Consider the following 26576-nt stretch of genomic DNA (forward strand, 5'->3'; position numbering starts at 1 on the left):
CTGTACGGTGACTCCGTACAAGGGTGTATGGAAGCCCAAGGGCCTTGAGGACCGAGGTGGTTGACCGTGATTCGATGGATCCCCCGACTGGTGACCTGGCTGGCCGTACTGCACTTCGCAGTGGCCCTGATCGGCAACCGCACCTTCGGCGACCTGGCTCGCGACGGGTTCTGGAACGCCGCCACCGGGGACGCGCGGCGCGAGCTCGAGATGTGGTTCTTCCTCGCCGGATTCGGCCTCGTCGCCCTGGGCACCCTGAGCGGGCGCATCGTCCGCGACACCGGCCGGCTGCCCGCCCAGCTGGGCTGGTACCTGCTCGCCATCGGCGTGCCGCTGATGGTGCTCAACCCGCTTTCCGGAGCGCCCGCACTGATCGTGCTGGGGGTGCTCGCCCTGATCGCGGCCCGGCGGGGCGGCGGTGAGCGGCCGCAGCCCGTCACTTCATGAGGCTTCACGTCGCTTCATGACGCTTCGTTACGGTGACCCTGCCGACGAGCGGTTCGCCCGCCCTCAGCCGCGCAGCCGGGCCGCCTTCAGGGCCATGTGCAGCAGGAGCCGGTCCTCGCCCTCGTCCAGGTCGAGTCCGGTCAGCTGCTCCACCCGGGAGAGCCGGTAGTAGAGCGTCTGCCGGTGGATGCCCAGCGCGGCGGCCGCCCGGCCCGCCTGGCCGGCGCAGTCCAGGAACACCTCGGCCGTGCGGGCCAGTTCCGGATTGGCCGGACTGAGCAGGGCGCGCGTCGCGGGGTCGTGGGCCGGGTCCGCGGACAGTGCCGCCAGCATCCGGTACGGGCCGATGCGCGCCCACTCGGCCACCGGGCCGAGCCGGGGCTGTGCCAGGGCGGCGCGTGCCGCGGCCGTCGCCTGCGACCAGGCCTCGGGCAGCCCGGCGAAACCCCGGACGGGCTCGCCGACTCCGGCCGCGCGGGCCGGCGTACCGGCGGACGCGATCGCTGCGGTGGACGTCGCGGTTGCGGTGGATGCCGCGGATCCGGCGGACCCGGCTGATCCGGCGGGCACGGTGGATCCGGTGGGCCCGCCCGCCCGGGGCAGCAGCCGGGTGGCCGCGTTCACCGCCGGGGCGAGGACGTCCGCCGAACGCAGCCGGACCAGCACCGCCAGCGCCTGGCCGCCGGCCGCGCGGTCCCCGCTCCCGCCCGCGCCTCCGCCCGCGCCGCCCGGCAGGGCATCGCCGGACCCGTCCCCGGACCCGTCGCCGCTCCAGGCCCCTGCCTCGGCCGCCCGCAAGGGGGCCGCGCACACCGCCGCAGCGCCCGGTACGGACCCCGGGATCTCCCCGGTCCAGGGGGCCACGCACACCAGCGCGTGCAGCCCGTCCGAGCCCGGCCCCAGGGCCGCCCTCAGCGCACCGACCGCCATGTCCCGCTGCCAGCCGCGCCCCGCGGTCAGCACCGCCCGGAACTCCCGGGACAGGTCCGCCCCGGCCTTCGCCTCCTCGGCCAGCAGCACCCCGATCCGCTCGGCCACCTCCATCGCGGCGGCCAGCTGCGCCGGGTCCGGGCCGGGCTCGGCGTCGAGCAGCCACACGTACCCGTGCACGATCCCGCGGTACCGCACCGGCAGGCAGATCCGCCCCCGGTTCACCCCCGCCTCCGGGGCCGCCGGGATCCGGACCGGCCCGGTCGCCCGCGCGATCCCGAAGCCCTCGAACCAGGACCGCACGGCTGCCGTGGACTGCCGGGTGAGGATCGACCGGGTGCGGACCGGGTCCATCGCCAGGTCGTCGTCGCTGTCGTGGGCGCCGAAGGCGATCAGGCGGAAGTCCCGGTTCTCCAGCGTCGCCGGGGCGCCCAGCAGCGCCGAGATCTCGTCCACCAGGTCCTGGTAATCGCCCTTCACGGCCACATTCTCCCACCCTGATCGGCGCTCCTCAGACATATGTATGAGATCGGGGCCACGGATGCGTGACAGCTGTCGATGGCAGAGGATCAAATCGATCCTTAGGTTTCACGGTGGTTTTACTTAGCTTTCTGCCACCCGTTGGAGGTGCCCCGTGCTGGGTCCCGCGATCCTCGCCGCTTCGCGCAGCGACAAGATGCGCCGAATCGTCTCTGCCGCCCCGGTGACCAAGCCCGTGGTGAACCGGTTCATCCCCGGTGAGACGGTCGACCAGGTGATTCCGATCGTCAGCGACCTCACGGACAAGGGCCTCGAGGTCACGCTCGACGTGGTGGGCGAGGACATCACCACCGTGGAGCAGTCCCACGCCGCCCGCGACGCCTACCTGGAGCTCATCGAGCGCCTGAAGGACCTGGGCCTGGGCACCAAGGCCGAGATGTCGGTCAAGCTGTCCATGTTCGGCCAGGCGCTGGAAGGCGGCCACGAGCTGGCCCTCGCCAACGTCCGCCCGGTCGTCGAGGCCGCCGCCGCCATCGGCACCACCGTCACCCTGGACGCCGAGGACCACACCACCCTCGACTCGATGTTCGCCATCCACGAGGAGCTGCGGAAGGACTTCCCGCAGACCGGATGCGTCATCCAGGCCTACCTCTTCCGCACCGAGGCCGACGCCCACCGCCTGGCCGCCGCCGGCAGCCGGGTCCGGATCGTCAAGGGCGCCTACAAGGAGCCCGCCGAGGTCGCGTACCAGGACAAGGCGGAGATCGACAAGGCCTACGTCCGGATCCTGAAGATCCTGATGGAGGGCCGCGGATACCCGATGATCGGGTCCCACGACCCGCGCCTGATCGCCATCACCCAGGAGCTCGCCCGCAAGGCCGGGCGCAAACTGGATGAGTACGAATTCCAGATGCTGTACGGCATCCGCAGCGAGGAGCACCTGCGGCTGGCCGCCGAGGGCCACCGCATGCGCGTCTACACGGCGTACGGGACGGACTGGTACGGATACTTCATGCGCCGCCTGGCGGAGAAGCCGGCCAACCTGCTCTTCTTCGTCCGCTCGATGATCACCAAGAACTAGGTCTAAGGAGTTACCAGACCCATGGACGCTGTGACCCAGGTCCCCGCGCCGGTCAACGAGCCGGTCCAGTCGTACGCCCCCGGCAGCCCGGAGCGCGCCCGGCTGGAGGCCCAGCTCAAGCAGCTGGCCGAGAACCCCGTCGACCTCCCGATGACCATCGGTGGCGTCAAGCGGATGGGCGGCGGCGAGCGCTTCGACGTCGTCCAGCCGCACGACCACAAGTCGGTCCTCGGCACCTACGCCAACGCCACCCAGGACGACGCCCGGGACGCGATCAACGCGGCCCTGGCCGCCGCCCCGGCCTGGCGCGCGACCTCCTTCGACGACCGCGCCGCGATCATCCTGCGCGCCGCCGAGCTGCTGGCCGGCCCGTGGCGCGAGAAGCTGGCCGCCTCCACCATGCTGGGCCAGTCGAAGACCGCGCAGCAGGCCGAGATCGACACCCCGTGCGAGCTCGTCGACTTCTGGCGCTTCAACGTGCACTTCGCCCGGCAGATCCTGGCCGAGCAGCCGATCGCGAACTCCGCCGGCGTGTGGAACCGCAGCGACCACCGCCCGCTGGAGGGCTTCGTCTACGCGATCACGCCGTTCAACTTCACGGCCATCGCGGGCAACCTGCCGACCGCCCCGGCCCTGATGGGCAACGTGGTCGTGTGGAAGCCGTCCCCGACGCAGACCCACGCCGCGGTCCTGCTCATGGAGCTCCTCGAAGAGGCGGGCCTCCCCAAGGGCGTCATCAACCTGGTGACCGGCGACGGCATCGCGGTCTCCGAGGTCGCCCTGGAGCACCCGGAGCTGGCCGGCATCCACTTCACCGGCTCGACGAAGACCTTCCAGTACCTGTGGAAGACCGTCGGCAACAACATCGAGAAGTACAAGTCCTACCCGCGCCTGGTCGGCGAGACCGGCGGCAAGGACTTCGTCGTCGCGCACCCGTCCGCGGACCGCGCGATCCTCAAGACCGCCCTGACCCGCGGCTCCTTCGAGTTCCAGGGCCAGAAGTGCTCGGCCTCCTCCCGCGCCTACGTTCCGGCCTCCATCTGGAACGACGGCTTCAAGGAGCAGTTCGCGGCCGAGGTCGACGGCATCACCATGGGCCCCGTCACCGACCTGACGAACTTCATCGGCGCGGTCATCGACGAGCGCTCCTTCGCGAAGAACAAGGCCGCGATCGACCGCGCGAAGGCCGACCCGACCTGCACCATCGTCGCCGGCGGCACGTACGACGACTCGGAGGGCTACTTCGTCCGCCCGACCGTCATCCAGTGCACCGACCCGGAGAACGAGGTCTTCACGACCGAGTACTTCGGCCCGATCCTCGCCGTGTACGTCTACGAGGACGCCGACTTCGACGCGATGCTGGCCCAGATGGAATCGGTGTCCGCCTACGCCCTGACCGGCTCGGTCATCGCCGCCGACCGCTACGCGGCCGCGGACGCGATGGAGAAGCTCCGCTTCGCCGCGGGCAACTTCTACATCAACGACAAGTCGACCGGCGCCGTCGTCGGCCAGCAGCCCTTCGGCGGCGGCCGCGCCTCCGGCACCAACGACAAGGCCGGTGCCGCGTCGAACCTGCTCCGCTGGACCTCGACCCGCTCCATCAAGGAGACCCTGGTCCCGCCGACCGAGTACGGCTACCCCCACATGGGCTGATCCCGGCCCCCTGTGAACCCCGCCCCCGCCCCGGTACCCCCAATTCCGGAGCGGGGGCGGTTTCCATTTCTGCGCCCTCAGAACTCGACGAGGACCTGGTCGAGGGACTTCCGGACCAGGTCGGGCACCTGGCAGTCCTCCGCCGGGTAGCCCACCGGGATCACGGCGAAGGCCTTCTCGTTCTCCGGGCGGTTCAGGACGTGGCCGAGGAACCGCATCGGGCTCGGGGTGTGGACCAGGGCGGCGAGTCCGGACAGGTGCAGGGCGGACAGCAGCATGCCGACCGCGATGCCGACCGACTCGTCCACGTAGTAGTGCTTGCGCTTGGTGCCGTCCGGGCCCAGCCAGTACCGCTGCTGGAAGACCACGATCAGCGCGGGCGCATCGGTGAGGTGCGTCTTCACCGCGTCCGTGCCCAGGGGCCGCAGGGCGGCGAGCCACTCGTCACCGAGCCGCCCGTCGTAGGAGATCTCCTCCTCCTGCTCGGCCGCCGCCCGGATCTGCGCGCGCACCCCCGGATCCTTGACCAGTACGAAGGTCCACGGCTGCTGATGCGCCCCGGACGGTGCGGTCGCGGCACACGCGATCGCGTCCCGGACCGCCTGCTCGGGCACCGGGTCGCCGGAGAAGTGCCGCACGGTACGCCGCCCGTCCATCCGCTCCCGCAACTCGGCGGCCCGGGCGAGGGATTCGGCGGTGGGCATCCGGGCGGGACGGTAGGCGACGGGACGGTAGGGATCGCCGTGGGTGGGCGTCCACTGCGGGGTGGTGGTCGACATGGCGCCGAGTCTGCCCAACAGGTCTGGACCTGACCAGATACCCACCGGCCGATTCCCGGCGGAGGGACACTGTTTCGATGACCGATACGCGAACGCACCTGGCCCACACCTCGCAGCTGGGCCCCGACACGCTGAAGGAGGTCCGGGCGCTGCTCGATGCGGCCTTCGACGGGGATTTCTCCGACGAGGACTTCGAGCACGGGCTCGGCGGGATGCACGCCCTGCTCTACGAGGGCGGCGAGCTCGTCGCGCACGGCAGTGTCGTGCAGCGGCGGATCGTCCACCGGGGGCGGGCGTTGCGGACCGGGTACGTCGAGGCCGTGGCCGTACGGGGCGACCGGCGGCGGCAGGGCCACGGCGGCCGGGTCATGGCCGCGCTGGAGGACGTGATCGCGAGGGCCTACGTGCTCGGGGCGCTGTCCGCCTCGGACGACGGGGAGCTGCTGTACCGCAGCCGGGGCTGGGCCGTGTGGGGCGGCCGGATCGGGACGCTGGGGCCGCAGGGGCCCGTACGGCTGCCCGAGGAGGAAGGGGACGCCTATCTGTGGGTGCCCGACGGCATGGCCGTACCCGACCCCGCCGAGCCGCTGTGGTTCGACTGGCGCAACGGGGACGTGCTCTAGGGGCTCCTGCGCCGAAAGACGTGAGGTCCGGGCGGCGGGATGCCGTCCGGACCTCACGGCCCTGCTCGGAGGGTCCGTTCCCCCGTTCCCCCGTGCCCTCCGATTCGGTCTCAGTGGCCCGGCCTCCTGGCGGGAGGCCGGGCCACTGTCTTCCCCCGTTGGCCGGCGGACACCTGTCGCGCTTCCCCCGCGCGCCGCCGGCTTGGCCCATGCAGGTCAGGTCACGTCAGGACCGGACTGCCACCACACGCCGGAGCGCAGCTCGGAGCGCCAGGTGTCGAGGCCGACCTGACACTGCTTGCGAAGGTTCATGAAACGCGTTCCCTCCGTGGCCGACCGGGCGTCGGGCCCGGCGTTGGGAGCGACTTTCCTGCGCCAACCTCGGCGGCGTCCAGCGATGTCGCCCGACGGGGTCAGCGTGGGACGTCCCACGCCCTGACCTGCTGGGACGTCCCCGGCCGGGATGCTTTCGTGGGACGTCGGCGGCGAGCCGGGATCGGGCCAAGCCGGCCAACCGGCTGCGCGCCCGGGGGTGGTGGCCCGATGCTGGTGCCCGGACCGAGGGGGATGAACAGTGGCGCGTTGGAAGGAACTGCCCGCCGCACTCGACGGGCGGGAACGGCGGCTCATCGCGGAGCTGCGGCGGATGAAGGACCACAGCGGCCTGAGCCTGGCCGCGCTCGCGGGGAAGACCGGCTACAGCCGTTCCTCGTGGGAGAGGTACCTCAACGGCAAGCAGCCGGTGCCCCGTGAGGCCGTCGAGGAGCTGGCGCAGGTGTGCGGGCTGGAGCCGACGCGCCTGGTGGTGCTGCACGACGTCGCCGTCCAGGCGCGGCGGGACGCTCCCGGCAGGACGGCCGGTGCGGTGGCGGCCGCCGCGGAGCCGGGCAGCGGGGAGCCGGGCAGCGGGGAACCGGGCAGCGGGGAACCGGCCGGCGGGGAGCCGGAGGAGGACCCGCACGTGGTCGCGGCGGGGCCGCCGCCGGCCGCGCGGACGGTCTCCCTGCGCGGATGCGTCGCCGGAATCGTCGCCGCCGTGGTCCTGGCCTTCACCGCGGGCCTGCTGACCGGCGGCGCGTGGGCCGACGACGAGAAGGCGGCCGCGGACCCGGGCAAGTCCGGCTACCGGCGCGGGGTGGCGTACGACTGCGACGTCCGGCGCGAGAGCGGGCGGCTGCGCGCGGGGCACAGCACGAACCGCGAGATCCTGCTCGACATCAACAGCACCGGTTTCGACGTCGTCGAGGTCCAGTGCCTGCTGCGTGAGCACGGCTTCGACCCGGGTGCGACGGACGGGCTGTACAGCCAGACCACCAAGGACGCCGCGACGCGGTTCCAGGCGGCGCGCGGACTGATCGCGGACGGCATCGTCGGACCGAAGACCTGGGGGGAGCTCCGCAGGTGAGGACGTCCACGGAGTGTGGGCAGCTCGCAGCCGAGATGAGGCGGCTGCGCGAGCGGACGGGGCTGAGTCTCGCGGCCCTCGGCCGGCGCACACCGTACAGCAAGTCGTCCTGGGAGCGGTACCTCAACGGCAAGCAGCCCCCGCCCCGGCAGGCGGTCGAGGCGCTGTGCGCGGTCGCGGCCGAGCACCCCGCCCGCCTGCTCGCCCTCTGGGAGCTCGCCGACGCGGCCTGGAGCGGCAGGGGCCGGCCCGCGTCCGCGCCCGTCTCCGTACCCGACTCCGTATCCGTGTCCACATCCGGACCGGCGTCCGGATCGGCGTCCGGACCCGCGTCCGGGCCGGTGTCCGGCGTCGAGCCTGCCGCGCCGTGCCGGCGGAGGGCCGCCGTGGTGGTCGGGGCGCTGTGCGTCACGCTGCTGGCGGCGGCTGCGGCGTCCACGGGCCCGGCCCTGCTCCGGGGCTCCGGGCCGCAGGCATCCCCGGCCGCGGAGTCGGAGAAGCCCGTACGCAATCCCGGATGCGCGGCGGCGGGCTGTGCGGGCAAGGACCCGTTGCGCATGGGGTGCGGGGGCGCGGGCATGGTGACCACCGTCCTGACCGGAACCGCACCCGGCGGGAGGCAACTGGAGCTCCGCCACGGTGAGATGTGCCAGGCCGTGTGGGTGCGGGCATCGGGCCTCAAGGCGGGGGACCGCGTCGAGGTGTCCGTACCGGGCAGCCCGGCGCCCGAGGAGCTCCGGGTGACGGACCGGGACCTCGGCCGGTACCTGGCGACCCCGATGACGCCGGCGGCCAAGGGGCCCGCCGGCGCCCGGTTCTGTCTGACGCCGGGCAGCCCGGCCGAGGGGGGCCGGGTCTGCTTCGGCTGAGCCCCGGCCCGGCCCGAGCCGGCCTCGGCCGGAGGCCGTGGTCCACGCCGACGCCGACGCCGACGCCGACGCCGCCCGGACCCGGCCCGGCTAGGACCCGGTGATGCTGGGCGCCCCCGTTTCGATGTGGCCCGTGTAGCGGCGGGACCAGGGGCCGTCGGAGCCGGCCAGGATCGTGAAGTCGTACCAGCCGTTGTTGTACGCCACGGCGTTGAAGAAGTCCTCGCGGGAGGAGTTCGCCGGCACGGTGTAGGTCCAGGGACCGTCCGTGCGGTAGGCGTTCGAGCGGATGGTGAAGGTGACCGGTGCGGCCGAGGTGTTGGTGAGCTTGAAGTAGATCGCCTGCTTGCCGGTGCCGGGCTCCACCGCGAAGCGGGCGGCCACCTCCAGGGACTTGCCCGGCTTCGTCGCGTCCCCGATGAAGCGGCGCAGGAAGCGGTTCGGGCCGTGCATGGAGATGTCGTACTTGCCCGAGCCGTGCCCGAGGCCGATGTGGAAGTGGTCGGAGGCGGTGCCGCCGGGATCCACCGTGTACTGCCAGGCCGCGGTGTCGCGGTGCTGGTGCGGGTGGATGGAGAAGTGGGCCGGGCGGGTGGCCTGGGCGCCCTGGTTGGTCATCGAGAACCAGGCCACGATCTTGCCCGCGGCGCCGAACTCCAGCCGGTCCAGGTTGCCGTTGACCTGGTAGGGCAGGGCGCGGGCCGGGCGGTTTCCGGCCTCCTGGGCGGGCAGCGCGTTGTTCTGCGGGACCGGGTTCGGGAGCGGGGCACAGGTGCCCTGTCCGATGACCTTGGCCGTGGAAGGCAGGTTCGCCGGGAGGCCGTAGACGGGGTTGGCGAAATCGAAGACCCCGGTCAGGTCGCCCACCACCTTGCGGCGCCACGCGGAGATGTTGGGGCAGGCGGCCGGCTTGCCCAGGGCGGTGGACCAGGTTTCCATGAAGCGGAGCACCGAGGTGTGGTCGAAGACCTCCGAGCTGACCCAGCCGCCGCGGGTCCACGGGGACATGACCAGCATCGGCACCCGGAAGCCGAGGCCGACCGGAATGCCGTCCAGGTACTCGCCGGGGGTGCCGGGCGGGGCCACCGGCGGCGGGACGTGGTCGAAGAAGCCGTCGTTCTCGTCGTAGTTGAGGAACAGGACGGTGGAGTCGAAGACCTCGGGGTTCGCGGCGAGCGCCCGGTAGACCAGGTCGACGAAGTGCGCGCCGTCACCCGGAGGGGCGTACGGGTGCTCGGAAAACGCTTCGTTGGCCACCACCCAGGACACCTGGGGGAGGGTGCCCGCCACCACGTCCGCCCGGATGGCGGCGGCGATGTCGTCCGGGGTGGATCCGGTGACCCGGGGCACCGAGGACATGCCCTTGTCGTGCCAGGGGGTGCCGGGCGCGGCGTCCGTGAACTTCTTGAAGTAGGCCAGACCGTTGTCCCCGTAGTTGTCCTGGGCGTTCTGGTAGACCCGCCACGAGATGCCGGCGCGCTCCAGGGCCTCCGCGTACGTCTCCCAGGTCAGCCCGGACTCGTCGCCGCCGTCCTTGCTGGAGGCGTCGATCTTGCCGCTCCACAGGAAGGTGCGGTTGGGGCCGGTGGCGGAGAGCGCCGAGCAGAAGTACGCGTCGCAGACGGTGTAGTGGTCGGCCAGCGCGTAGTGGAAGGGGATGTCGGACCGGTCCAGGTAGCCGAGGGTGCGGGTGTTGCCGACGCCGGTCACCCAGTTGTCCATCCGGCCCTTGTTCCAGGCCGCGTGCTGCGAGGTCCAGCTGTGCGGCAGGTCGCCGGTGCACTGGGCGAGGGTCTCGCCGTCCGCGCCGCCCGCCGGCGGGGTGGCGGACAGCTTCCACGGGTACTGGCGGCCGCCCCAGTTCGGCTGGTTGAACATGCCCCAGCCGCCGGGGAGGTTGCCGGCCGCCCGGTCGCCGAACCCGCGGACGCCCTTCAGCCGGCCGAAGTAGTGGTCGAAGCTGCGGTTCTCCTGCATCAGGATCACCACGTGCTTGACGTCGGTGATCGTGCCGGCCGCCGCCGCGGCCGCCGCGGACGGGGTTCCGGCCTCGGCCGTCGCGCCGGGGGCCAGGGTCGCTCCCGCCACGAGACCCGCTCCGATTCCCACGAACCCTCTGCGGCTGATCGGTGTCACTGGCCCCTCGCCTCCCACTCCGGTGCCACTGCGGCACATCGACGGCAAGGGTGGTGCCGCGGGCGTCAAAGGTCTACAGCCGTGCGGTAAGAGTTCGGTGAACTTCCGGGTGGCCGGAATCAACCCACCGGCCGGACCAGCATCTTGCCGGTGTTTCCGCCCCGCAGCATGTCCAGGAAGGCGTCCACCGTGTGCTCGATGCCCTGGACAACGGTGGTGTCGGTGCCCACCAGCCCGCTGCGCAGGTGCGGGACGAGGAACTCCTCCAGCTCCTCCTGCAGATTGGTGTGATTGCGAACCAATACCCCTTCCAGGCGGAGGGACTTGTGTACGACCTCGAAGAGATTGCGGGGCGCGGCCGGCGAACGGTCCCCGTTGTACGTCGAGATCGCGCCGACCCAGGCGATCCGCCCGTACTCGCGGAGCACGTCGATCGCGCCCGCCAGGTGCTCCCCGCCGACGTTGTCCACGTACACGTCGATCCCGTCCGGCGCGGCCGCGGCGAGGAGCTCGCCGATCGGCCCGTCGTGGTAGTCGAAGGCCGCGTCGAAGCCCAGCTCCTCGGTCAGGTGGCGGACCTTCGCGGCCGAGCCGGCGCTGCCCACGACCCGGCGGGCGCCCAGCAGCCGGGCGATGTGCAGGGTGGCGGTGCCGACCCCGCCCGCCGCGGCGGACACGTACACGTCCTCGCCCTCCCGCAGTCCGGCCGTACGGGTGAGCGCGGCGTACGCCGTCAGGCCGGTGCCGCCCAGGATGGACAGGTGGGCCTCCAGCGGCACCCCCTCGTACGGGCGGATCCTGCGGGTGCCGTCCACGCCCGCGGTGACCAGGGCGTGGGTGCGCCAGCCGGCCCGGTGGAAGACCAGGTCGCCCTCGGCCAGCCCGGGGTCGCGGGATGCGATCACCCGGCCCACCGCGCGGCCCTCCAGCGGGGTGTGCAGCTCGAAACCGCCCTCGCCGCCGTCCATCAGGCCGCGGTGGTACGGGTCCACCGACAGCAGCAGGTTCTCCACCAGGGCGGTGCCGGGCGCGGGGGAGGGGACGGGGGTCTCGGCGAGGGTGAACTCGGCGGCGGTGGGGAAGCCGGTGGGACGGGCGATCTGGTGGACGGCGTAGCCGGTCTGCGTGGTCATGGCGATGACGGTAGGAAGGAATCCCGGGGCCGGGCAGAGGGTTGCGCTCATGGAAGCCGCGCATCCATGAGCGGCGCTCATACACCGAGGTGGGGACCCCCGTGGCAGACAGCACGACCGAGCTCGCTCCGCAGGAACTGCGCGTCCTGGTGGCCGTCGCCGACACCGGCGGGTTCTCCGCGGCCGCCGGGCCGCTCGGCCTCACCCAGTCCGCCGTGTCGCACTCCGTGCGCGGCAGCGAGGCCAAGCTCGGCGCGGTGCTCTTCGAGCGGGGCCGCTCCGGGGCCCGCCCCACCCCGGCGGGGGAGCGGGCCGTCGCCCACGCCCGCCGCATCCTCCGGCTGTACGAGGTCCTCGGCGCGGAAGTGCGGGGCGCGGCCGCAGCCGGCGGGCCGACGGCCGGCGGGCCCCTGGAGGGCACCCTGCGCATCGCCGCCTTCCGCAGCGCGGCCCTGCACCTGCTGCCGCCCGCCCTGGAGCGGCTCACCGCCCGCCACCCCGGCCTGCGGCCCGAGGTAAGGGTGGTCCGGGAACTGGGGGCCGGCACGGCCGGGGAGGTCGCCGCGGGCCGGGCCGACCTGGGCATCGCCACGCTGGGCGGCTCCGACGCCGTCCCGGCCGGGCTGTTGCGGGGGGAGCTGCTCGAGGAGCCGTACTCCTTGGTCCACCCCGCGGGCCATCCCGACCCGCGGGCCCTGCCGCTGCTGGACTGGAACGAGAACTGCGGCTCCTACACCCGTGCCTGGTGGCGGCGGCAGGACTGGATCCCGCGGGCCACCGTGCAGGCGGAGGACGACGGCATGGTGCTCACCATGGTGGAGCGCGGGCTCGGTATGGCGATCATGCCGGCCCTGTCCCTGCGCGGAGCAGGGGACGCGGTGGAGATCACCGATCTCGGACCGGAGCGCCCGACCCGCTCGGTGGGCTACGTCACCACCCGCGAACAGGCCGGAACCCTCTCGGTGCAGGCGCTGATCCGCGAGCTCCGGGCCCAGCGGCACCGGCCGGCCGCCTGAGCCGCCGCACGGGGTGAGCGCATCGTCCGGGCACCGTTCCGGCATCGTCCGGATATACCCGTCTCAGATAGTAGGAAGTCCGAGTAATTGCCGAGACATACAGCCTGACCTGTCCTAGCTTTGTAGAAGCCGAACGTCTCGCCGATCCGGCGAATGCGGTCGAGAGCGCGCGCCCCGAGCAGGCAATCCCTGCGGCGATGCGCTCCCCGCCCCTCCGGCGCCTTGAAGGAACCCCTCATCCGTGGCCCCGCCACGCCGCGATCTCAAGGAGTCGATCACCATGCACACCACCACCTCCCGCCCCGCCGCCCGCCGCGTCCGCCACTCCTCCACGGCCGACGCGGACCGCAGGAACGCTGCCGCCGCGCTGCAGCGGGCCCTGGACCGCCGCGACAACGGCGGCGCCACCGGCCACTGAGCAGGCCCCGACCAGGGCCCCAGCAGACGTCGGCCGGGCCCTGACCGGCCCCGAGCAGGACGTCCCGTCCGCGTCATGTTGCGTCCAGATGGTGGACGCAACATGACCGAAGGCTGGACGAGGAGTACGGTGCCGACATGTCGACCAGCATCAATCTCGCAGTGATCCCCGGTGATGGCATCGGCCAGGAAGTCGTGGCTCAGGGCCTCAAGGTCCTTACCGCGGTCCTGCCCCAGGATGTGAAGCTGGAGACCAAGGAATACGACCTCGGCGCCCAGCGCTGGCACCGCACCGGCGAGACCCTCCCGGACGCGGAGCTGGAGGCCCTCAAGCACCACGACGCGATCCTGCTGGGCGCCATCGGCGACCCCTCGGTCCCGTCGGGCGTGCTGGAGCGCGGCCTGCTGCTGAAGCTCCGCTTCGCCTTCGACCACTTCATCAACCTGCGGCCGTCGAAGCTGTTCCCGAACACCGCCACCCCGCTGGCCGGCCGGCCCGACATCGACTTCGTGGTCGTCCGCGAGGGCACCGAAGGCCCGTACACCGGCAACGGCGGCTCGCTGCGCACGGGCACGCCCGCCGAGGTGGCCACCGAGGTGAGCGTGAACACCGCCTACGGTGTGGAGCGGGTCGTCCGCGACGCGTACGAGCGGGCCAACTCCCGCCCCCGCAAGAAGCTGACGCTGGTCCACAAGAACAACGTGCTGGTCTACGCCGGCCACCTGTGGAAGAACATCTTCGACCGGGTCGGCCAGGAGTACCCCGAGGTCACCACCGACTACCTGCACGTCGACGCCGCGACGATCTTCTTCGTCACCCAGCCCGAGCGGTTCGACGTCATCGTCACGGACAACCTCTTCGGTGACATCCTCACCGACCTGGCCGCCGCCGTGACCGGCGGAATCGGCCTGGCCGCCTCCGGGAACATCAACCCGACCGGCGCCTTCCCGTCCATGTTCGAGCCGGTCCACGGCTCCGCCCCGGACATCGCGGGCACCGGCAAGGCCGACCCGACCGCCACCATCCTCTCCGTCGCCCTCCTGCTGCGCCACCTCGGCTACGACGCCCAGGCCGCCCGCATCGAGGACGCCGTCTCGGCCGACCTCGCCGAGCGCGACGGAACCTTCCGGTCCACCGACCGGATCGGCGACGCCCTCGCCGCGCGAGTAGCCGGCTGACCCGGCGCAGCTCAGCTCCACCAGAGTCAAGAAGCCGCCGGGCCGCTTTCCCTGGACCCGGCGGCTTTTCCTGTGCGGCCCCGGGTGCCACCATCTCCCCTGGGCCGCATCGCCCCGTTTCTCCGGAGCCACCCCGCGCGCGATAATCGAACGCGAGGCCGCGGAATACGGGGAAGCTCGGACGTCCTAGTACGCCGTGAGCGCGGTCCGCCATACACAACCGGTGAAGGACAAGCACTCATGACGACGCCCACGATCGAGCTCAAGCCCTCCTCGAACCCGCTGTCCGACGCGGAGCGCGAGGCGATCCTGGCCAGCCCCGGATTCGGCCGCCACTTCACCGACCACATGGTGACCGTCAAGTGGACCGAGGGACGCGGCTGGCACGACGCGGAGCTGGTCCCGTACGCGCCGCTGTCGATCGACCCGGCCAACATGACGCTGCACTACGCGCAGACGATCTTCGAGGGCCTCAAGGCGTACAAGCAGCCCGACGGCACCGTCGCCACCTTCCGCCCGCAGGCCAACGCCGAGCGGTTCCAGGCCTCCGCCCGCCGCATGGCCATGCCGGAGCTGCCCACCGACCTGTTCATCGCCGCCTGCGACGCGCTCATCCAGCAGGACCGCGCGTGGGTGCCCGACTCCGGTGAAGCCTCGCTCTACCTGCGGCCGTTCATGTTCGCCTCCGAGGTCGGCCTCGGCGTGCGCCCGGCCAACGAGTTCCTCTTCATGGTCATCGCCTCGCCCGCCGGCGCCTACTTCCCCGGCGGCGTCAAGCCCGTCTCGGTGTGGCTCTCCGAGGAGTACGTCCGCGCGGTCAAGGGCGGCACCGGCGCGGCCAAGACCGGCGGCAACTACGCGGCCTCCCTGGTCGCCCAGGCCGAGGCGGCCGCGCACGGCTGCGACCAGGTGGTCTGGCTGGACGCCGTCGAGCACCGCTGGATCGAGGAAATGGGCGGTATGAACCTGTACTTCGTGTACGGCCAGGAGGATGGAACGCAGCGGATCGTGACGCCCGAGCTCACCGGCTCGCTCCTCCCGGGCATCACCCGCGACTCGCTCCTCACCATCGCCCGCGACCTCGGCTACACCGCCGAGGAGGGCCGCATCACCACCGAGGACTGGAAGCGGGACAACGAGAACGGCACCCTCACCGAGGTGTTCGCCTGCGGCACCGCCGCCGTCATCACCCCGGTCGGCTCGGTCAAGTCCCAGCGCGCCAACTGGACCCAGGGCAACGGCGAGCCCGGCGAGGTCACCATGAAGCTCCGCAAGGCGCTGCTGGACCTGCAGACCGGGCAGGCCGCCGACAACCACGGCTGGATGCACCCGCTCGGCTAGTCGCTCCGCACTCCCGACGTACGGCAAAGGGCCCCTGCTCCGGCAGGGGCCCTTCCCGTGTACGGCGGCGGCCGTCGGGCCGCGGCGGTCAGCGGTCGGCCTTCTCCTCGGCCCCGTCCTCGCCGTCGGTCCCCTTGCGCTTGTCCTTGCCCTCGGGGCCGAGGCCCACGAGGGTGTCGCCGAAGGCGTACGCGAGGCCCGCGACCCCCTTGACGACCTTGCCCATCACATAGGCCAGCTCTTCCACGGCGCCTCCCCGTTGTGCGTCCTCAGTCCATGGCCATGGCGACGTTCCGCACCGGTGCGGCCCGGAACGACAGCGCCGCGTACACCAGGCCGCCGACCAGCCCCGACAGGACGAAGCTGAAGTCCACCCCGCCGGTCAGGGCCAGCAGCGGCCCTTCGTACAGCGGAGTCGACACGGCGGCCAGGCCCACCGCCGCACCCGCCGCCCAGGAGGCGGTGGCGCGGAGGTTCCACCCGGCGCTGTACCAGTAGACGCCGCCGCGGGCCCGGCGGTTGAACACCTGGAGCGCATCCGGGTCGTACTCCCCGCGGCAGCGCACGTAGCCGACCAGAGTGATCACGGCCCAGGGGGTGCCGAGCGCGGTGAGCAGCAGTACGAAGGAGGTCATCGCGGCCTGCGCGCTCCAGGCGAAGGAGCCGAGGAAGACGAACCCGGTGGCGACGGCGGCGGCGATCAGGGTGGCCCTGGTGCGGGTGGTCCGCGGCACGATGGCGTCGAGGTCGAGCCCCATGGAGTACAGCATCAGCCCGGCATTGCCGATCGAACCGCCGGCCGCGGCCACCAGCAGCGGCACCAGGTACCAGACGGGCGAGGCCTCGACCAGCGGTCCGGCGTAGTCCAGGCCGGCCCGGGCGGCCAGCGCGGTGTACGTGCCGAAGAGCTGCGGGACCAGCAGGCCGAAGATCAGGCCGGCGCAGGTGGCCCAGAGGACCTTGCGGGAGCTGTGCCGGGCGGGGGAGATGTAGCGGGTGTAGTCCCCGAGCAGGGTGATGAAGGCCACCGGCCCGCTGAGGCCGGCCGCGACGGTGGCGAGCAGCCAGGTCGGCCAGAAGGAGCCCAGCAGGTACGGGGTGTCGGGCGGGGCGGCGGTGGTGAAGTCGCCGGAGTACGCGAACACGCCGACGGCCAGCAGCACCAGCATGGCGACGGCGAGCAGCTTGCTCATCCGCAGCAGCAGCCGGTAGCCGAAGACGGCCCCGACGACGGTACACGCGGCCAGGACGCCGTACATCAGGGCGCGGGAGACCCCGGTGTCGGGGAGCCCGGTGAGCCGGGAGAGGACCCCGACCATCACGTCGCCGCCGATCCACAGGGTGAGCGCGGTGTAGCCGAGCGAGAGCAGCAGGCCCACCACCGAGCCGACGAGCCGGCCGCGGACCCCGAACTGGGCCCCGCTGGAGGTGGACAGATTGGTGCCCGTGCGCAGGGAGACGAGGGCGAGCGGCGCGGTGAACGCGATTCCGGCGACGGTGCCGGTCAGGATGGCCGTCACCGAGGGCCACAGGCCCAGGCCGAAGGAGGGCGGCAGCCAGCCGAAGACGATCACGCCGAGGCAGAGGTTCGAGCCGAGGAGGATCGCGACGAGGTCACGCGGAGAGCTGGTGCGCTCCTCTTCGGGGATGGTGTCGACTCCGCGCTGTTCTATGGGCATGGGGGGCTCCCTGGCAGAGGACGGTGGCGGGCGGGGGGATTCGTTTGAGCGACATTCAATGTGACCTAATGCCTGGTCTCAGGTCAATGGTTCCTTGCCGGGAAGTGACGAGTTAGAGTGATGCTCTAACCCGCTCAACCTTGAGACCAGGGAGGTGGACGTCGTGCGGCTGACCCCTACGGAGCGCGACCGGCTGCTGCTTTTCAGCGCGGCGGAACTCGCCCGGGCCCGGCGTGCCCGGGGCCTGAAACTCAATGTCCCGGAAGCCACGGCGCTCATCGCGGACACCGTCTGTGAGGCGGCACGCGACGGCAGGCGGCTCGCCGAGGCCATCGAGGCGGCCCGCAGCGTGCTCGGCGCGGACGACGTGCTTCCCGGCGTCGCCGACGTGGTCACCGAGGTGCACGTGGAGGCCGTCTTCGACGACGGCTCCCGCCTCGCCGTGGTCTCCACCCCGATCCGCGACGCGGTCACGCTGGGCGACGACGCCCCGGGCGCCGTCGTACCGGGCCCCGAGTCCCCGGCCCCCGAGCCCGAGGTGCGGCTGACCGTCCGCAACACCGCGACCGTCCCGGTGAGCGTGACCTCGCACTTCCACTTCTTCGAGGCCAACCCGCGCCTCGACTTCGACCGCGCCGCGGCCTACGGCATGCGCCTGTGCGTACCCGCCGGCTCGTCCGTACGGTTCGACCCGCTCGGCGAGGCGGAAGTGGGCCTGGTCGCCATCGGCGGCGACCGCGTCGCCATCGGTTTCGCGGGCCTGGTCGACGGCCCGCTGGACGCCCCCGGCGCCAAGGAAGAAGCCCTCCGCAAGGCCGCGGCCTGCGGCTACCTGGGTGCGGAAGGAACGAACCCGTGAGCAAGCAGACCCGGCACAGCGACCACTGCGCCCCCGGCAGCCGCCACATCGACCCGCACGAGTACGCCTCCGTCTTCGGCCCCCGGGCCGGCGACCGGGTCCGGCTCGGCGACTCCGGGCTGACCGTCCGGGTCGAGTCCGACGCCCAGAAGCCCGGCGACGAGTTCCTGGCGGGCTTCGGCAAGACCGCCCGCGACGGCCTGCACCTCAAGGCGGCCGCCGTCCGCGACACGTGCGACGTGGTCATCAGCAACGTCCTGGTGATCGACGCGGTGCTCGGCATCCGCAAGGTGTCCATCGGCATCCGCGAAGGCCGCATCCACGCCATCGGCCGGGCCGGCAACCCCGACACCCTCGACGGGGTCGACGTGGTCGTCGGCACCGGCACGAGCATCGTCTCCGGCGAGGGCCTGATCGCCACCGCCGGCGCCGTGGACACCCACGTCCACCTGCTCTCCCCGCGGATCATGGAGGCCTCGCTGGCCGCCGGTGTCACCACCGTCATCGGCCAGGAGTTCGGCCCGGTCTGGGGCGTCGGCGTGAACTCCCCGTGGGCGCTCAAGCACGCCTTCAACGCCTTCGACGCCTGGCCCGTGAACATCGGCTTCCTGGCCCGCGGCTCCTCCTCCGACGCGGCCCCCCTGGTCGAGGCGCTCGCCGAGGGCGGCGCCTCCGGCTTCAAGGTCCACGAGGACATGGGCGCCCACACCCGCGCCCTGGACACCGCCCTGCGGGTGGCCGAGGAGCACGACGTCCAGGTCGCCCTGCACAGCGACGGCCTCAACGAATGCCTCTCCGTCGAGGACACCCTGCGGGTCCTGGACGGCCGCACCATCCACGCCTTCCACATCGAGGGCTGCGGCGGCGGACACGTCCCCAACGTGCTCAAGATGGCGGGCGTGCCGAACGTCATCGGCTCCTCCACCAACCCCACCCTGCCCTTCGGCCGGGACGCGGTCGCCGAGCACTACGGCATGATCGTCTCCGTCCACGACCTCAAGCCGGACCTGCCCGGCGACGCCGCCATGGCCCGCGACCGGATCCGGGCCGGCACCATGGGCGCCGAGGACGTGCTGCACGACCTGGGCGCGATCGGCATCACCTCCTCCGACGCCCAGGGCATGGGCCGGGCCGGCGAGACCGTCCGCCGCACCTTCGCCATGGCCGCCAAGATGAAGCACGAGCTCGGTCCGATGGCCGGGGACGGCGAGGGCGACGACAACGCCCGCGTGCTCCGCTACATGGCCAAGCTGACCATCAACCCGGCCATCGCCCACGGCCTGGCCCACGAGATCGGCTCCATCGAGGTCGGCAAGCTCGCCGACATCGTGCTGTGGCGCCCGCAGTTCTTCGGCGCCAAGCCGCAGCTGGTGCTGAAGTCCGGCTTCCCGGCGTACGGGGTCACCGGCGACCCGAACGCGGCCACCGACACCTGCGAACCCCTGGTGCTCGGCCCCCAGTTCGGCTCGTACGGCGCCACCGCCGCCGACATCTCCGTCGCCTTCGTCTCGGCCGCCGCCGCAAGCCTCGGCTCCGACGCCATGCCGACCCGCCGCCGCCGGGTCGCCGTCCGCGGCACCCGCGGCATCGGCCCCGAGGACCTCCTCCTCAACTCCCGGGTGGGCGCGGTCGACGTCGACGCGCGCAGCGGACTCGTCACCCTCGACGGCGACCCGCTGCGCTCCGAAGCCGCCGAATCGGTCTCCCTCAACCGCCTGTACTTCCTGTAGACCAGCAAGGACCACCGCCATGAACAAGCCCGTCGACGCCGGATACCGCATGCCCCCCGAGTGGGCTCCCCACGAGCGCACCTGGATGGCCTGGCCCAGCCCCAACCCGACCTTCACCAACGACGAGGAGCTCGCCGAGGCCCGGCAGGCCTGGGGCTCGGTGGCCCGCGCCGTCAGCGCGTACGAGCCGGTCACCCTCGTCGTCTCGCCCGGTGACGCCGAAGGGGCCCGTGTCGTCGTCGGCGCCGGCGACAAGCACCCGATCGAGCTGGTCGAGCGGGAGCTCGACGACGCCTGGATGCGCGACATCGGCCCCACCTTCGTCACCAACGCCCAGGGCGAGCTGGCCGCCGTGGACTGGACCTTCAACGGCTGGGGCGCCCAGGAGTGGGCCCGCTGGGAGCACGACTCCAAGGTCGCGCGCCACGTCTCGGACCTGGTGGGCACCCGTACGTACTCCACCCCGCTGGTCAACGAGGGCGGCGCCATCCACGTCGACGGCGAGGGCACCGTCCTGCTGACCGACACCGTGCAGCTCGGCGAGGGCCGCAACCCCGGCTGGACCCGCGAGCAGGTCGAGCAGGAGATCCACGCCCACCTCGGCACCACCAAGGCCATCTGGCTGCCCTACGGCCTGGCCGGCGACTACGGCACCTACGGCACCCAGGGCCACGTCGACATCGTGGCCGCCTTCGCCCGCCCCGGCGTGGTCATGGTCCACACCCAGCCCGACCCGGCCCACCCGGACCACGAGCGCGGCAAGTTCATCGCGGCCCTGCTGCGCGCCTCCACCGACGCCCGGGGGCGGCAGCTGCAGGTCGTGGAGATCCCCGCGCCGACGGTGCTGGAAGAGGACGGCGAGTGGGTGGACTACTCGTACATCAACCACTACCTGTGCAACGACGGCGTGGTGCTGTGCTCCTTCGACGACCCGCGCGACGAGGAGGCCGCCGAGATCTTCCGCGGTCTGTTCCCCGAGCGGACCGTGACACTGGTTGACGCACGTACGATTTTCGCCGGGGGTGGCGGTATCCACTGCATCACCCAGCAGCAGCCCAAGGTGTGAGGAGAGTGGCCATGGTGGCGGGTGGGGTACGCGCGCGGAAGAACGCGCCGCCGCGCGAGGACGTACTCGTCGCCGCCATGGCCACGATCGCCGAGCGCGGCCTGGACGGGCTCACCATGGCCGGTCTGGGCCGCCAGGTCGGCATGAGCAGCGGCCACCTCCTCTACTACTTCCGCAGCAAGGACGAGCTCCTGCTGCAGACCCTGGAGTGGAGCGAGGCCGCCCTCGGCGGCGAACGGCGGGCCCTGCTCTCCCGCCGCGGTCCGGTCCGCGAGCGGCTGGCCGCGTACGTCGACCTGTACGTGCCCCAGTACGCCCGCGACCCGCACTGGACGCTCTGGCTGGAGGTCTGGAACCGCTCCCAGAACGCCGGCCCGGAGGAACGCGAACGCCAGGCCGCGATCGAAGGCGCCTGGCACCGCGACCTGGTCGCCCTCCTCGCCGAGGGCATCTCGCGCGGCGAGTTCCGCCCGGTCGACGCCGAGCGCTTCGCCGCCCGGACCCGGGCCCTGCTCGACGGGTTCAGCATCCAGCTGGCCGTCGGCCTGCCCGGCCTCTCCCGGGCGGAGATCCTGGAACACGTACGGGAGTTCCTCACCGAGGGACTGGCGCCGGACGGCGGGGCGAGCCGGACCTGAGCACGAGCTGACCGCATGGTGAGATCGGACCTCCGCCCCGTGGACGGTATGGCACACTGCGAGCGTGCTTGCTCACACCGTGATTATCGGCAGCAGCGCGCCGGTCCGCAGTGACCGCTGAACCGTGGAAGAACTTCGCGGCGGCGGCCATCGTGCCCCAGACCCGCGCGCAGACCTCTCGCACCCGCGAGAGGTTTTTTCGTATCCCGGCTCCATTCCTGCCGGGAGCCGCCCGCGCGCGATGATGGGGGCAAGTGGCGGCGACTTTCCCCGGGGCGGGCATCCGGAGCCACTCATCCGACAGGAGTCAGATCAGCATGACGACGACGACAGGCCTCGACGACAGCTTCCATGTCTTCGACACGACCCTGCGCGACGGCGCCCAGCGCGAGGGCATCAACCTCACGGTGGCCGACAAGCTGACGATCGCCCGGCACCTGGACGAGTTCGGCGTCGGATTCATCGAGGGCGGCTGGCCCGGCGCCAACCCGCGCGACACCGAGTTCTTCGCCCGCGCCCGCGCCGAGATCGACTTCCGGCACGCCCGGCTGGTCGCCTTCGGCGCCACCCGCCGGGCCGGCGGCTCGGCCGCCGAGGACCCGCAGGTGCGGGCCCTCCTGGAATCCGGTGCCCCGGTGATCACCCTGGTGGCCAAGTCCCACGACCGGCACGTCGAGCTGGCCCTGCGCACCACCCTGGACGAGAACCTGGAGATGGTCCGGGACACCGTCTCCTACCTGCGCGAGCAGGGGCGCCGGGTGTTCGTCGACTGCGAGCACTTCTTCGACGGCTACCGGGCCAACCCGGAGTACGCCAAGTCGGTCGTCCGCACCGCCCACGAGGCCGGCGCCGACGTGGTCATCCTCTGCGACACCAACGGCGGCATGCTCCCCGCCCAGGTCACCGCCGTGGTCTCCACCGTCCTCGCCGACACCGGCGCCCGTCTGGGCATCCACGCCCAGGACGACACCGGCTGCGCGGTCGCCAACACCCTGGCCGCCGTCGACGCGGGCGCCACCCACGTGCAGTGCACCGCCAACGGCTACGGCGAGCGCGTCGGCAACGCCAACCTGTTCCCCGTCGTGGCCGCGCTGGAGATCAAGTACGGGCGGAAGGTGCTCCCCGACGGGGCGCTGGCCGAGATGACCCGGATCTCGCACGCCATCGCCGAGGTCGTCAACCTCACCCCCTCCACCCACCAGCCGTACGTCGGCGTCTCCGCCTTCGCGCACAAGGCCGGCCTGCACGCCTCCGCCATCAAGGTCGACCCCGACCTCTACCAGCACATCGACCCCGAGCGGGTCGGCAACACCATGCGGATGCTGGTCTCCGACATGGCCGGCCGGGCCTCCATCGAGCTCAAGGGCAAGGAGCTCGGGGTCGACCTCGGCGACGACCGCGCCCTGGTCGGCCGGGTCGTGGAGCGCGTCAAGGAACGCGAGCTGAAGGGCTACACGTACGAGGCGGCCGATGCCTCCTTCGAACTCCTGCTCCGCGCGGAAGCGGAGGGCCGGGCCCGCCGCTTCTTCCGCATCGAGTCCTGGCGCGCGATCGTCGAGGACCGCCCGGACGGCTCGCACGCCAACGAGGCCACGGTGAAGCTGTGGGCCAGGGGCGAGCGCATCGTCGCCACCGCCGAGGGCAACGGCCCGGTCAACGCCCTGGACCGGGCGCTGCGCGTGGCCTTGGAGCGGTTCTTCCCGCAGCTGGCCAAGTTCGAGCTCGTCGACTACAAGGTCCGCATCCTGGAAGGCACGCACGGCACCGAGTCCACCACCCGGGTCCTGGTCACCACGACCGACGGCAACCGCGAGTGGAACACGGTCGGGGTGGCCCCGAACGTCATCGCCGCGTCCTGGCAGGCACTGGAGGACGCCTTCACGTACGGCCTGCTGCACGCGGGCGCGGAACCGGCCGAGTAGTCACGCCTCCCGCCTGGTCCTTATGTCCGGCTTACACAGGGAATGTCCTGTTCAGGTAGCGTCATAGGTATGAGGACCAGGCTGATATCCGTATTTTCCGGTCTCCTGTTGGCCCTGTCCGCGTCCGCCCTCGCGGTCGCCCCGCAGGCCGCTGCCGCGACCGGACCTGCCGCCGTGGCCGAGGCGCTCAAGGAGGGCCCGGTCTACGTCGATCCGCGCGCCGAGGCGCAGCTGCCGAAGGACCAGGCGGACGCCCTCGCCAAGAAGATCAAGGACGCCGGCAAGCCGGTGTTCGTCGCGGTGCTGCCGAACTCCACCGAGTTCCCGGCCGACAGCGTGCTGCGCACCGTCCGCACCCAAACCGGCATCACCGGCCTCTACGCCATCCGGCTCGGCGACCGCTTCGACGCCGGGGCCGACCGGGCGGTCATGCCCGGCAACGCCGTCCGCAACCTGACGGACGCGGTGCAGGCCGGCGGGCCCGTGGACACCGTCACCCAGCTGAACAACTTCGTGGACCAGGCCCTGCCGCAGGCCAAGGGCGGCGCCCCGGCCTCCTGGGGCAGCACCGGTACGGACGGCGGGAGCCCGGTGGCCGGGCTGATCGGGCTCGGCGTGCTGGCCGCGGTCGGCGGCGGTGGTGCGTACGCCGTCGTCCGCCGCAACCGGAAGAAGAAGGAAGAGGTCGAGCGCGAGGCCATCGAGAAGCTGCGGGTGGTGGTCGACGAGGACATCACCGCCTTCGGCGAGGAACTCGAACGCCTGGACTTCCACCCCTCCGAGCCCGGCGCCGACGATGCCATGCGCAAGGACTACGAGCAGGCCCTGGACTCGTACGACAAGGCCAAGCAGATCATGGGCAACGTCCAACACCCCGACGAGGTCAAGGGCGTGACCCAGGCGCTGGAGGACGGCCGGTTCTCGCTCGCCGTGCTCGCCGCACGCCGCGAGGGCAAGACGCTGCCCGAGCGCCGCTCGCCCTGCTTCTTCGACCCGCGGCACGGGCCGAGCACCGAGGACGCGGCATGGGCGCCGGCCGGCGGGGCCGCCCGGACGGTCCCGGTGTGCGCGGCGGACGCGGTCCGGCTGCGCGAGGGCCGGGACCCGATGGTCCGCACGGTCGACACCGAGTACGGGCCGCGCCCGTACTACGACGCAGGCCCGGCCTACGGCCCGTGGGCCGGCGGCTACTTCGGCGGCGGCATCCTGCCCGGCCTGCTGATGGGCACCATGCTCGGCTCGATGATGTCCAGCCCGGCCTACGCCTCCGACTTCGGCGGCGGCAACGGCTTCGAGGGCGGGGACTACTCGGGCGCCGACTTCAGCGGCTCCGACTTCGGGGGCGGGGGCTTCGACGGAGGCGGCGGATTCGACGGCGGGGGCGGCTTCTAGCCGCCCCCGGGGCCCGCGGCTCGCACGGGCCCGGCTCAGGCCTGCTTGATCGCCGAGATGTCGAAGGTCAGCTTCACCTTGTCGCTGACCATCACGCCGCCGGCCTCCAGCGCGGCGTTCCAGGTCAGGCCCCAGTCGGAACGCAGGATCTCGGCGCTGCCCTCGAAGCCCACCCGCTCGCTGCCGTACACGTCGGTCGCGGAACCGTTGAACTCCAGGTCGATGGAGAGCGGCCGGGTGACGTCCTTGATGGTCAGCGCGCCGGTGATGCGGTAGCGGTCGCCGCCCAGCTGCTGCGCCTCGGTGGAGCGGAAGCGCATCACCGGGAAGGCCTCGGCGTCGAAGAAGTCGCCGCCGCGCAGGTGCGCGTCGCGGTCCGCGATGCCGGTGTCGACGGAGGCGATGGTCACGTCGATGACGGCGGTGGAGCGGGACGGGTCGGCGCCGTCCAGGTGCAGGGTGCCCTGGTGCTCGCCGAAGGTGCCGCGGACGTTCGTCACCATCGCGTGGCGGACGGTGAAGCCGATGCTGCTGTGCGCGGCGTCGATCACGTAGTCCCCGGTGAGGGCGGCGAGCGCCGGGTCGACGTCCAGAGTGGCGACGGCGCCGCCGAGGGAGACGGAGTCGGAGTTCTGCTGGTTGCGGCGGGTGAAGAAACCCATGACGTGCTCCTCGGTAGTTGTTGAAGGTTCAACGAGATTGACGGTAGACCCATTCCGTTCAAATTTCAACCACCGGGAAAGCTTTGTAGACATGCCACAAAGCTCGGACGCACCTCCTGGTGATGTCCATGCACCGGCGGGCGCTTCTGTCCAGGCTTCACAGCGGATGGGGTCGGAGACTGTGCGGTATCTACGGAGGGATTCGCTTGGTCGGGTTCGTAAGGTCAGTACATGACCGTTGTGGACCAGATCCCGGGCGAGCCGACGGATGCTCGCGGCCGCGTGGCCGAGCTGCACGACCTGCGCGAGCAGGCGCGGCGCGGCCCCAGCGACCGCGCCACCGAAGCCCAGCACGCCAAGGGCAAGCTGACCGCCCGCGAGCGCATCGCGCTCCTCCTCGACGAAGGCTCCTTCAAGGAGGTCGAGCAGCTGCGCCGGCACCGGGCCAGCGGGTTCGGTCTGGAGGCCCGCAAGCCGTATACCGACGGTGTCATCACCGGCTGGGGCACGGTCGACGGGCGGACGGTCTTCGTCTACGCGCACGACTTCCGCATCTTCGGCGGCGCGCTGGGCGAGGCCCACGCCGCGAAGATCCACAAGATCATGGACATGGCCATCGCGGCCGGTGCCCCGCTGGTCTCCCTCAACGACGGCGCCGGCGCCCGCATCCAGGAGGGCGTCTCCGCGCTGGCCGGCTACGGCGGCATCTTCCAGCGCAACACCAAGGCCTCGGGCGTCATCCCGCAGATCTCGGTGATGCTGGGTCCGTGTGCGGGCGGTGCGGCGTACTCGCCGGCGCTGACGGACTTCGTGTTCATGGTCCGCGACACCTCGCAGATGTTCATCACCGGCCCGGACGTGGTCCGCGCGGTCACCGGCGAGGAGATCAGCCAGAACGGCCTCGGCGGCGCCGACGTGCACGCCGAAACCTCCGGCGTCGCGCACTTCGCCTACGACGACGAAGAGAACTGCATCGCCGAGGTCCGCTACCTCATCTCGATGCTCCCCTCCAACAACCGGGAGAACCCGCCGGTCCACGCGACCGACGACCCGGCCGAGCGCCGCTCGGACGTGCTGCTGGACCTGGTCCCGGCCGACGGCAACCGCCCGTACGACATGCACAAGGTCATCGAGGAGCT

24 protein-coding genes are annotated in these 26576 nt (G+C 71.9%); 17 read left to right on the forward strand and 7 right to left on the reverse strand.

Features of this window, described 5'->3' with window-relative positions:
* Positions 1–66 precede the first annotated feature (66 nt).
* A complete protein-coding gene (locus tag AB0447_RS29370; RefSeq protein WP_366479854.1) occupies positions 67–447 on the forward strand; it encodes a DUF6463 family protein in 381 nt (126 codons plus the stop codon).
* A gap of 63 nt (positions 448–510) precedes the next feature.
* On the opposite strand, the gene AB0447_RS29375 is transcribed toward AB0447_RS29370, so the two are convergent.
* Positions 511–1857: a helix-turn-helix domain-containing protein gene (locus AB0447_RS29375; protein ID WP_366479855.1), complete on the reverse strand. Its 1347-nt coding sequence runs from the start codon at positions 1855–1857 to the stop codon at positions 511–513.
* Between the two features lie 154 nt (positions 1858–2011).
* Between AB0447_RS29375 and AB0447_RS29380 the strand changes: the two genes are divergently transcribed.
* Entirely contained in the window at positions 2012–2938 is a 927-nt protein-coding gene (locus tag AB0447_RS29380) for a proline dehydrogenase family protein (RefSeq protein WP_366479856.1), read from the forward strand.
* Positions 2939–2959: 21 nt separating this feature from the next.
* Positions 2960–4591 (forward strand): L-glutamate gamma-semialdehyde dehydrogenase, encoded by a 1632-nt coding sequence (gene pruA, locus AB0447_RS29385; protein ID WP_366479857.1) that lies wholly within the window; start codon positions 2960–2962, stop codon positions 4589–4591.
* Positions 4592–4668: 77 nt separating this feature from the next.
* Here pruA and AB0447_RS29390 read toward each other — a convergent pair whose 3' ends face one another.
* Complete coding sequence (locus tag AB0447_RS29390) at positions 4669–5370, reverse strand: nitroreductase family protein (RefSeq protein WP_366479858.1); 702 nt, start codon at positions 5368–5370, stop codon at positions 4669–4671.
* 77 nt (positions 5371–5447) lie between these two features.
* Between AB0447_RS29390 and AB0447_RS29395 the strand changes: the two genes are divergently transcribed.
* The 3 genes from AB0447_RS29395 (at position 5448) to AB0447_RS29405 (ending at position 8267) form a co-directional block, all read left to right on the forward strand.
* Positions 5448–5993, forward strand: coding sequence for a GNAT family N-acetyltransferase (locus tag AB0447_RS29395; RefSeq protein ID WP_366479859.1), 546 nt, complete (start codon positions 5448–5450; stop codon positions 5991–5993).
* A 574-nt stretch (positions 5994–6567) separates the two neighbouring features.
* Complete coding sequence (locus AB0447_RS29400; protein ID WP_366479860.1) at positions 6568–7398, forward strand: helix-turn-helix domain-containing protein; 831 nt, start codon at positions 6568–6570, stop codon at positions 7396–7398.
* Positions 7395–8267: a helix-turn-helix domain-containing protein gene (locus AB0447_RS29405; protein ID WP_366479861.1), complete on the forward strand. Its 873-nt coding sequence runs from the start codon at positions 7395–7397 to the stop codon at positions 8265–8267. The genes AB0447_RS29400 and AB0447_RS29405 overlap by 4 nt, the downstream gene beginning before the upstream one ends.
* Before the next feature lie 90 nt (positions 8268–8357).
* Here the strand turns inward: AB0447_RS29405 and AB0447_RS29410 are convergent, their stop codons facing one another.
* Together AB0447_RS29410 and AB0447_RS29415 are read right to left on the reverse strand one after the other, a co-directional pair.
* The gene (locus AB0447_RS29410) at positions 8358–10403 is read right to left on the reverse strand and encodes a phosphocholine-specific phospholipase C (RefSeq protein WP_366479862.1); all 2046 of its coding nucleotides are present in this window, start codon (positions 10401–10403) and stop codon (positions 8358–8360) included.
* 119 nt (positions 10404–10522) lie between these two features.
* Positions 10523–11536, reverse strand: a complete 1014-nt coding sequence (locus tag AB0447_RS29415) for an NADP-dependent oxidoreductase (protein ID WP_366479863.1) — start codon at positions 11534–11536, stop codon at positions 10523–10525.
* 101 nt (positions 11537–11637) lie between these two features.
* Here AB0447_RS29415 and AB0447_RS29420 point away from each other — a divergent pair, with 101 nt between their 5' ends.
* The 4 genes from AB0447_RS29420 to AB0447_RS29435 all read left to right on the forward strand — a co-directional run bounded on the left by AB0447_RS29420 (position 11638) and on the right by AB0447_RS29435 (position 15489).
* Positions 11638–12552, forward strand: a complete 915-nt coding sequence (locus tag AB0447_RS29420) for a LysR family transcriptional regulator (protein WP_366479864.1) — start codon at positions 11638–11640, stop codon at positions 12550–12552.
* A 241-nt stretch (positions 12553–12793) separates the two neighbouring features.
* Positions 12794–12970 carry a hypothetical protein gene (locus AB0447_RS29425; RefSeq protein WP_366479881.1) on the forward strand — a complete coding sequence of 59 codons (177 nt, stop codon included), beginning with the start codon at positions 12794–12796 and terminating at the stop codon, positions 12968–12970.
* A 137-nt stretch (positions 12971–13107) separates the two neighbouring features.
* Positions 13108–14148: a 3-isopropylmalate dehydrogenase gene (locus AB0447_RS29430; protein WP_366479865.1), complete on the forward strand. Its 1041-nt coding sequence runs from the start codon at positions 13108–13110 to the stop codon at positions 14146–14148.
* Between the two features lie 240 nt (positions 14149–14388).
* The gene (locus AB0447_RS29435) at positions 14389–15489 is read left to right on the forward strand and encodes a branched-chain amino acid aminotransferase (RefSeq protein WP_366479866.1); all 1101 of its coding nucleotides are present in this window, start codon (positions 14389–14391) and stop codon (positions 15487–15489) included.
* 88 nt (positions 15490–15577) lie between these two features.
* Here the strand turns inward: AB0447_RS29435 and AB0447_RS29440 are convergent, their stop codons facing one another.
* Together AB0447_RS29440 and AB0447_RS29445 are read right to left on the reverse strand one after the other, a co-directional pair.
* A complete protein-coding gene (locus AB0447_RS29440) occupies positions 15578–15736 on the reverse strand; it encodes a hypothetical protein (RefSeq protein ID WP_366479867.1) in 159 nt (52 codons plus the stop codon).
* Positions 15737–15758: 22 nt separating this feature from the next.
* Positions 15759–17168 (reverse strand): cytosine permease, encoded by a 1410-nt coding sequence (locus AB0447_RS29445; protein WP_366479868.1) that lies wholly within the window; start codon positions 17166–17168, stop codon positions 15759–15761.
* Positions 17169–17331: 163 nt separating this feature from the next.
* On the opposite strand from AB0447_RS29445, the gene ureA reads away from it, so the two are divergent.
* The 6 genes from ureA (at position 17332) to AB0447_RS29475 (ending at position 24775) form a co-directional block, all read left to right on the forward strand.
* Positions 17332–18027: an urease subunit gamma gene (gene ureA, locus AB0447_RS29450; protein WP_366479869.1), complete on the forward strand. Its 696-nt coding sequence runs from the start codon at positions 17332–17334 to the stop codon at positions 18025–18027.
* Positions 18024–19757 carry an urease subunit alpha gene (locus AB0447_RS29455; RefSeq protein WP_366479870.1) on the forward strand — a complete coding sequence of 578 codons (1734 nt, stop codon included), beginning with the start codon at positions 18024–18026 and terminating at the stop codon, positions 19755–19757. Before ureA ends, AB0447_RS29455 begins: the two co-directional genes overlap by 4 nt.
* Before the next feature lie 19 nt (positions 19758–19776).
* Positions 19777–20823 carry an agmatine deiminase family protein gene (locus AB0447_RS29460; RefSeq protein ID WP_366479871.1) on the forward strand — a complete coding sequence of 349 codons (1047 nt, stop codon included), beginning with the start codon at positions 19777–19779 and terminating at the stop codon, positions 20821–20823.
* Positions 20824–20834: 11 nt separating this feature from the next.
* A complete protein-coding gene (locus AB0447_RS29465) occupies positions 20835–21461 on the forward strand; it encodes a TetR/AcrR family transcriptional regulator (RefSeq protein ID WP_366479872.1) in 627 nt (208 codons plus the stop codon).
* A gap of 317 nt (positions 21462–21778) precedes the next feature.
* Complete coding sequence (gene cimA, locus AB0447_RS29470) at positions 21779–23383, forward strand: citramalate synthase (RefSeq protein WP_366479873.1); 1605 nt, start codon at positions 21779–21781, stop codon at positions 23381–23383.
* Positions 23384–23452: 69 nt separating this feature from the next.
* Positions 23453–24775 (forward strand): hypothetical protein, encoded by a 1323-nt coding sequence (locus AB0447_RS29475; RefSeq protein WP_366479874.1) that lies wholly within the window; start codon positions 23453–23455, stop codon positions 24773–24775.
* Positions 24776–24810: 35 nt separating this feature from the next.
* Here the strand turns inward: AB0447_RS29475 and AB0447_RS29480 are convergent, their stop codons facing one another.
* The gene (locus tag AB0447_RS29480; protein ID WP_366479875.1) at positions 24811–25437 is read right to left on the reverse strand and encodes a YceI family protein; all 627 of its coding nucleotides are present in this window, start codon (positions 25435–25437) and stop codon (positions 24811–24813) included.
* A 231-nt stretch (positions 25438–25668) separates the two neighbouring features.
* On the opposite strand from AB0447_RS29480, the gene AB0447_RS29485 reads away from it, so the two are divergent.
* A partial coding sequence (locus AB0447_RS29485) for a carboxyl transferase domain-containing protein (protein WP_366479876.1) occupies positions 25669–26576 on the forward strand: 908 nt, incomplete at its 3' end.

The sequence above is a fragment of the Streptomyces sp. NPDC051211 genome, assembly GCF_040689505.1.
Lineage (GTDB): Bacteria > Actinomycetota > Actinomycetes > Streptomycetales > Streptomycetaceae > Streptomyces.

Coding starts and splice junctions, on each gene's coding strand:
- pruA (WP_366479857.1), top strand. CDS start 2,960: ATGGACGCTGTGACCCAGGTCCCCGCGCCGGTCAACGAGCCGGTCCAG.
- AB0447_RS29390 (WP_366479858.1), bottom strand. CDS start 5,370: ATGTCGACCACCACCCCGCAGTGGACGCCCACCCACGGCGATCCCTAC.
- AB0447_RS29395 (WP_366479859.1), top strand. CDS start 5,448: ATGACCGATACGCGAACGCACCTGGCCCACACCTCGCAGCTGGGCCCC.
- AB0447_RS29415 (WP_366479863.1), bottom strand. CDS start 11,536: ATGACCACGCAGACCGGCTACGCCGTCCACCAGATCGCCCGTCCCACC.
- AB0447_RS29430 (WP_366479865.1), top strand. CDS start 13,108: ATGTCGACCAGCATCAATCTCGCAGTGATCCCCGGTGATGGCATCGGC.
- AB0447_RS29435 (WP_366479866.1), top strand. CDS start 14,389: ATGACGACGCCCACGATCGAGCTCAAGCCCTCCTCGAACCCGCTGTCC.
- AB0447_RS29445 (WP_366479868.1), bottom strand. CDS start 17,168: ATGCCCATAGAACAGCGCGGAGTCGACACCATCCCCGAAGAGGAGCGC.
- AB0447_RS29460 (WP_366479871.1), top strand. CDS start 19,777: ATGAACAAGCCCGTCGACGCCGGATACCGCATGCCCCCCGAGTGGGCT.
- AB0447_RS29465 (WP_366479872.1), top strand. CDS start 20,835: ATGGTGGCGGGTGGGGTACGCGCGCGGAAGAACGCGCCGCCGCGCGAG.
- cimA (WP_366479873.1), top strand. CDS start 21,779: ATGACGACGACGACAGGCCTCGACGACAGCTTCCATGTCTTCGACACG.
- AB0447_RS29475 (WP_366479874.1), top strand. CDS start 23,453: ATGAGGACCAGGCTGATATCCGTATTTTCCGGTCTCCTGTTGGCCCTG.
- AB0447_RS29480 (WP_366479875.1), bottom strand. CDS start 25,437: ATGGGTTTCTTCACCCGCCGCAACCAGCAGAACTCCGACTCCGTCTCC.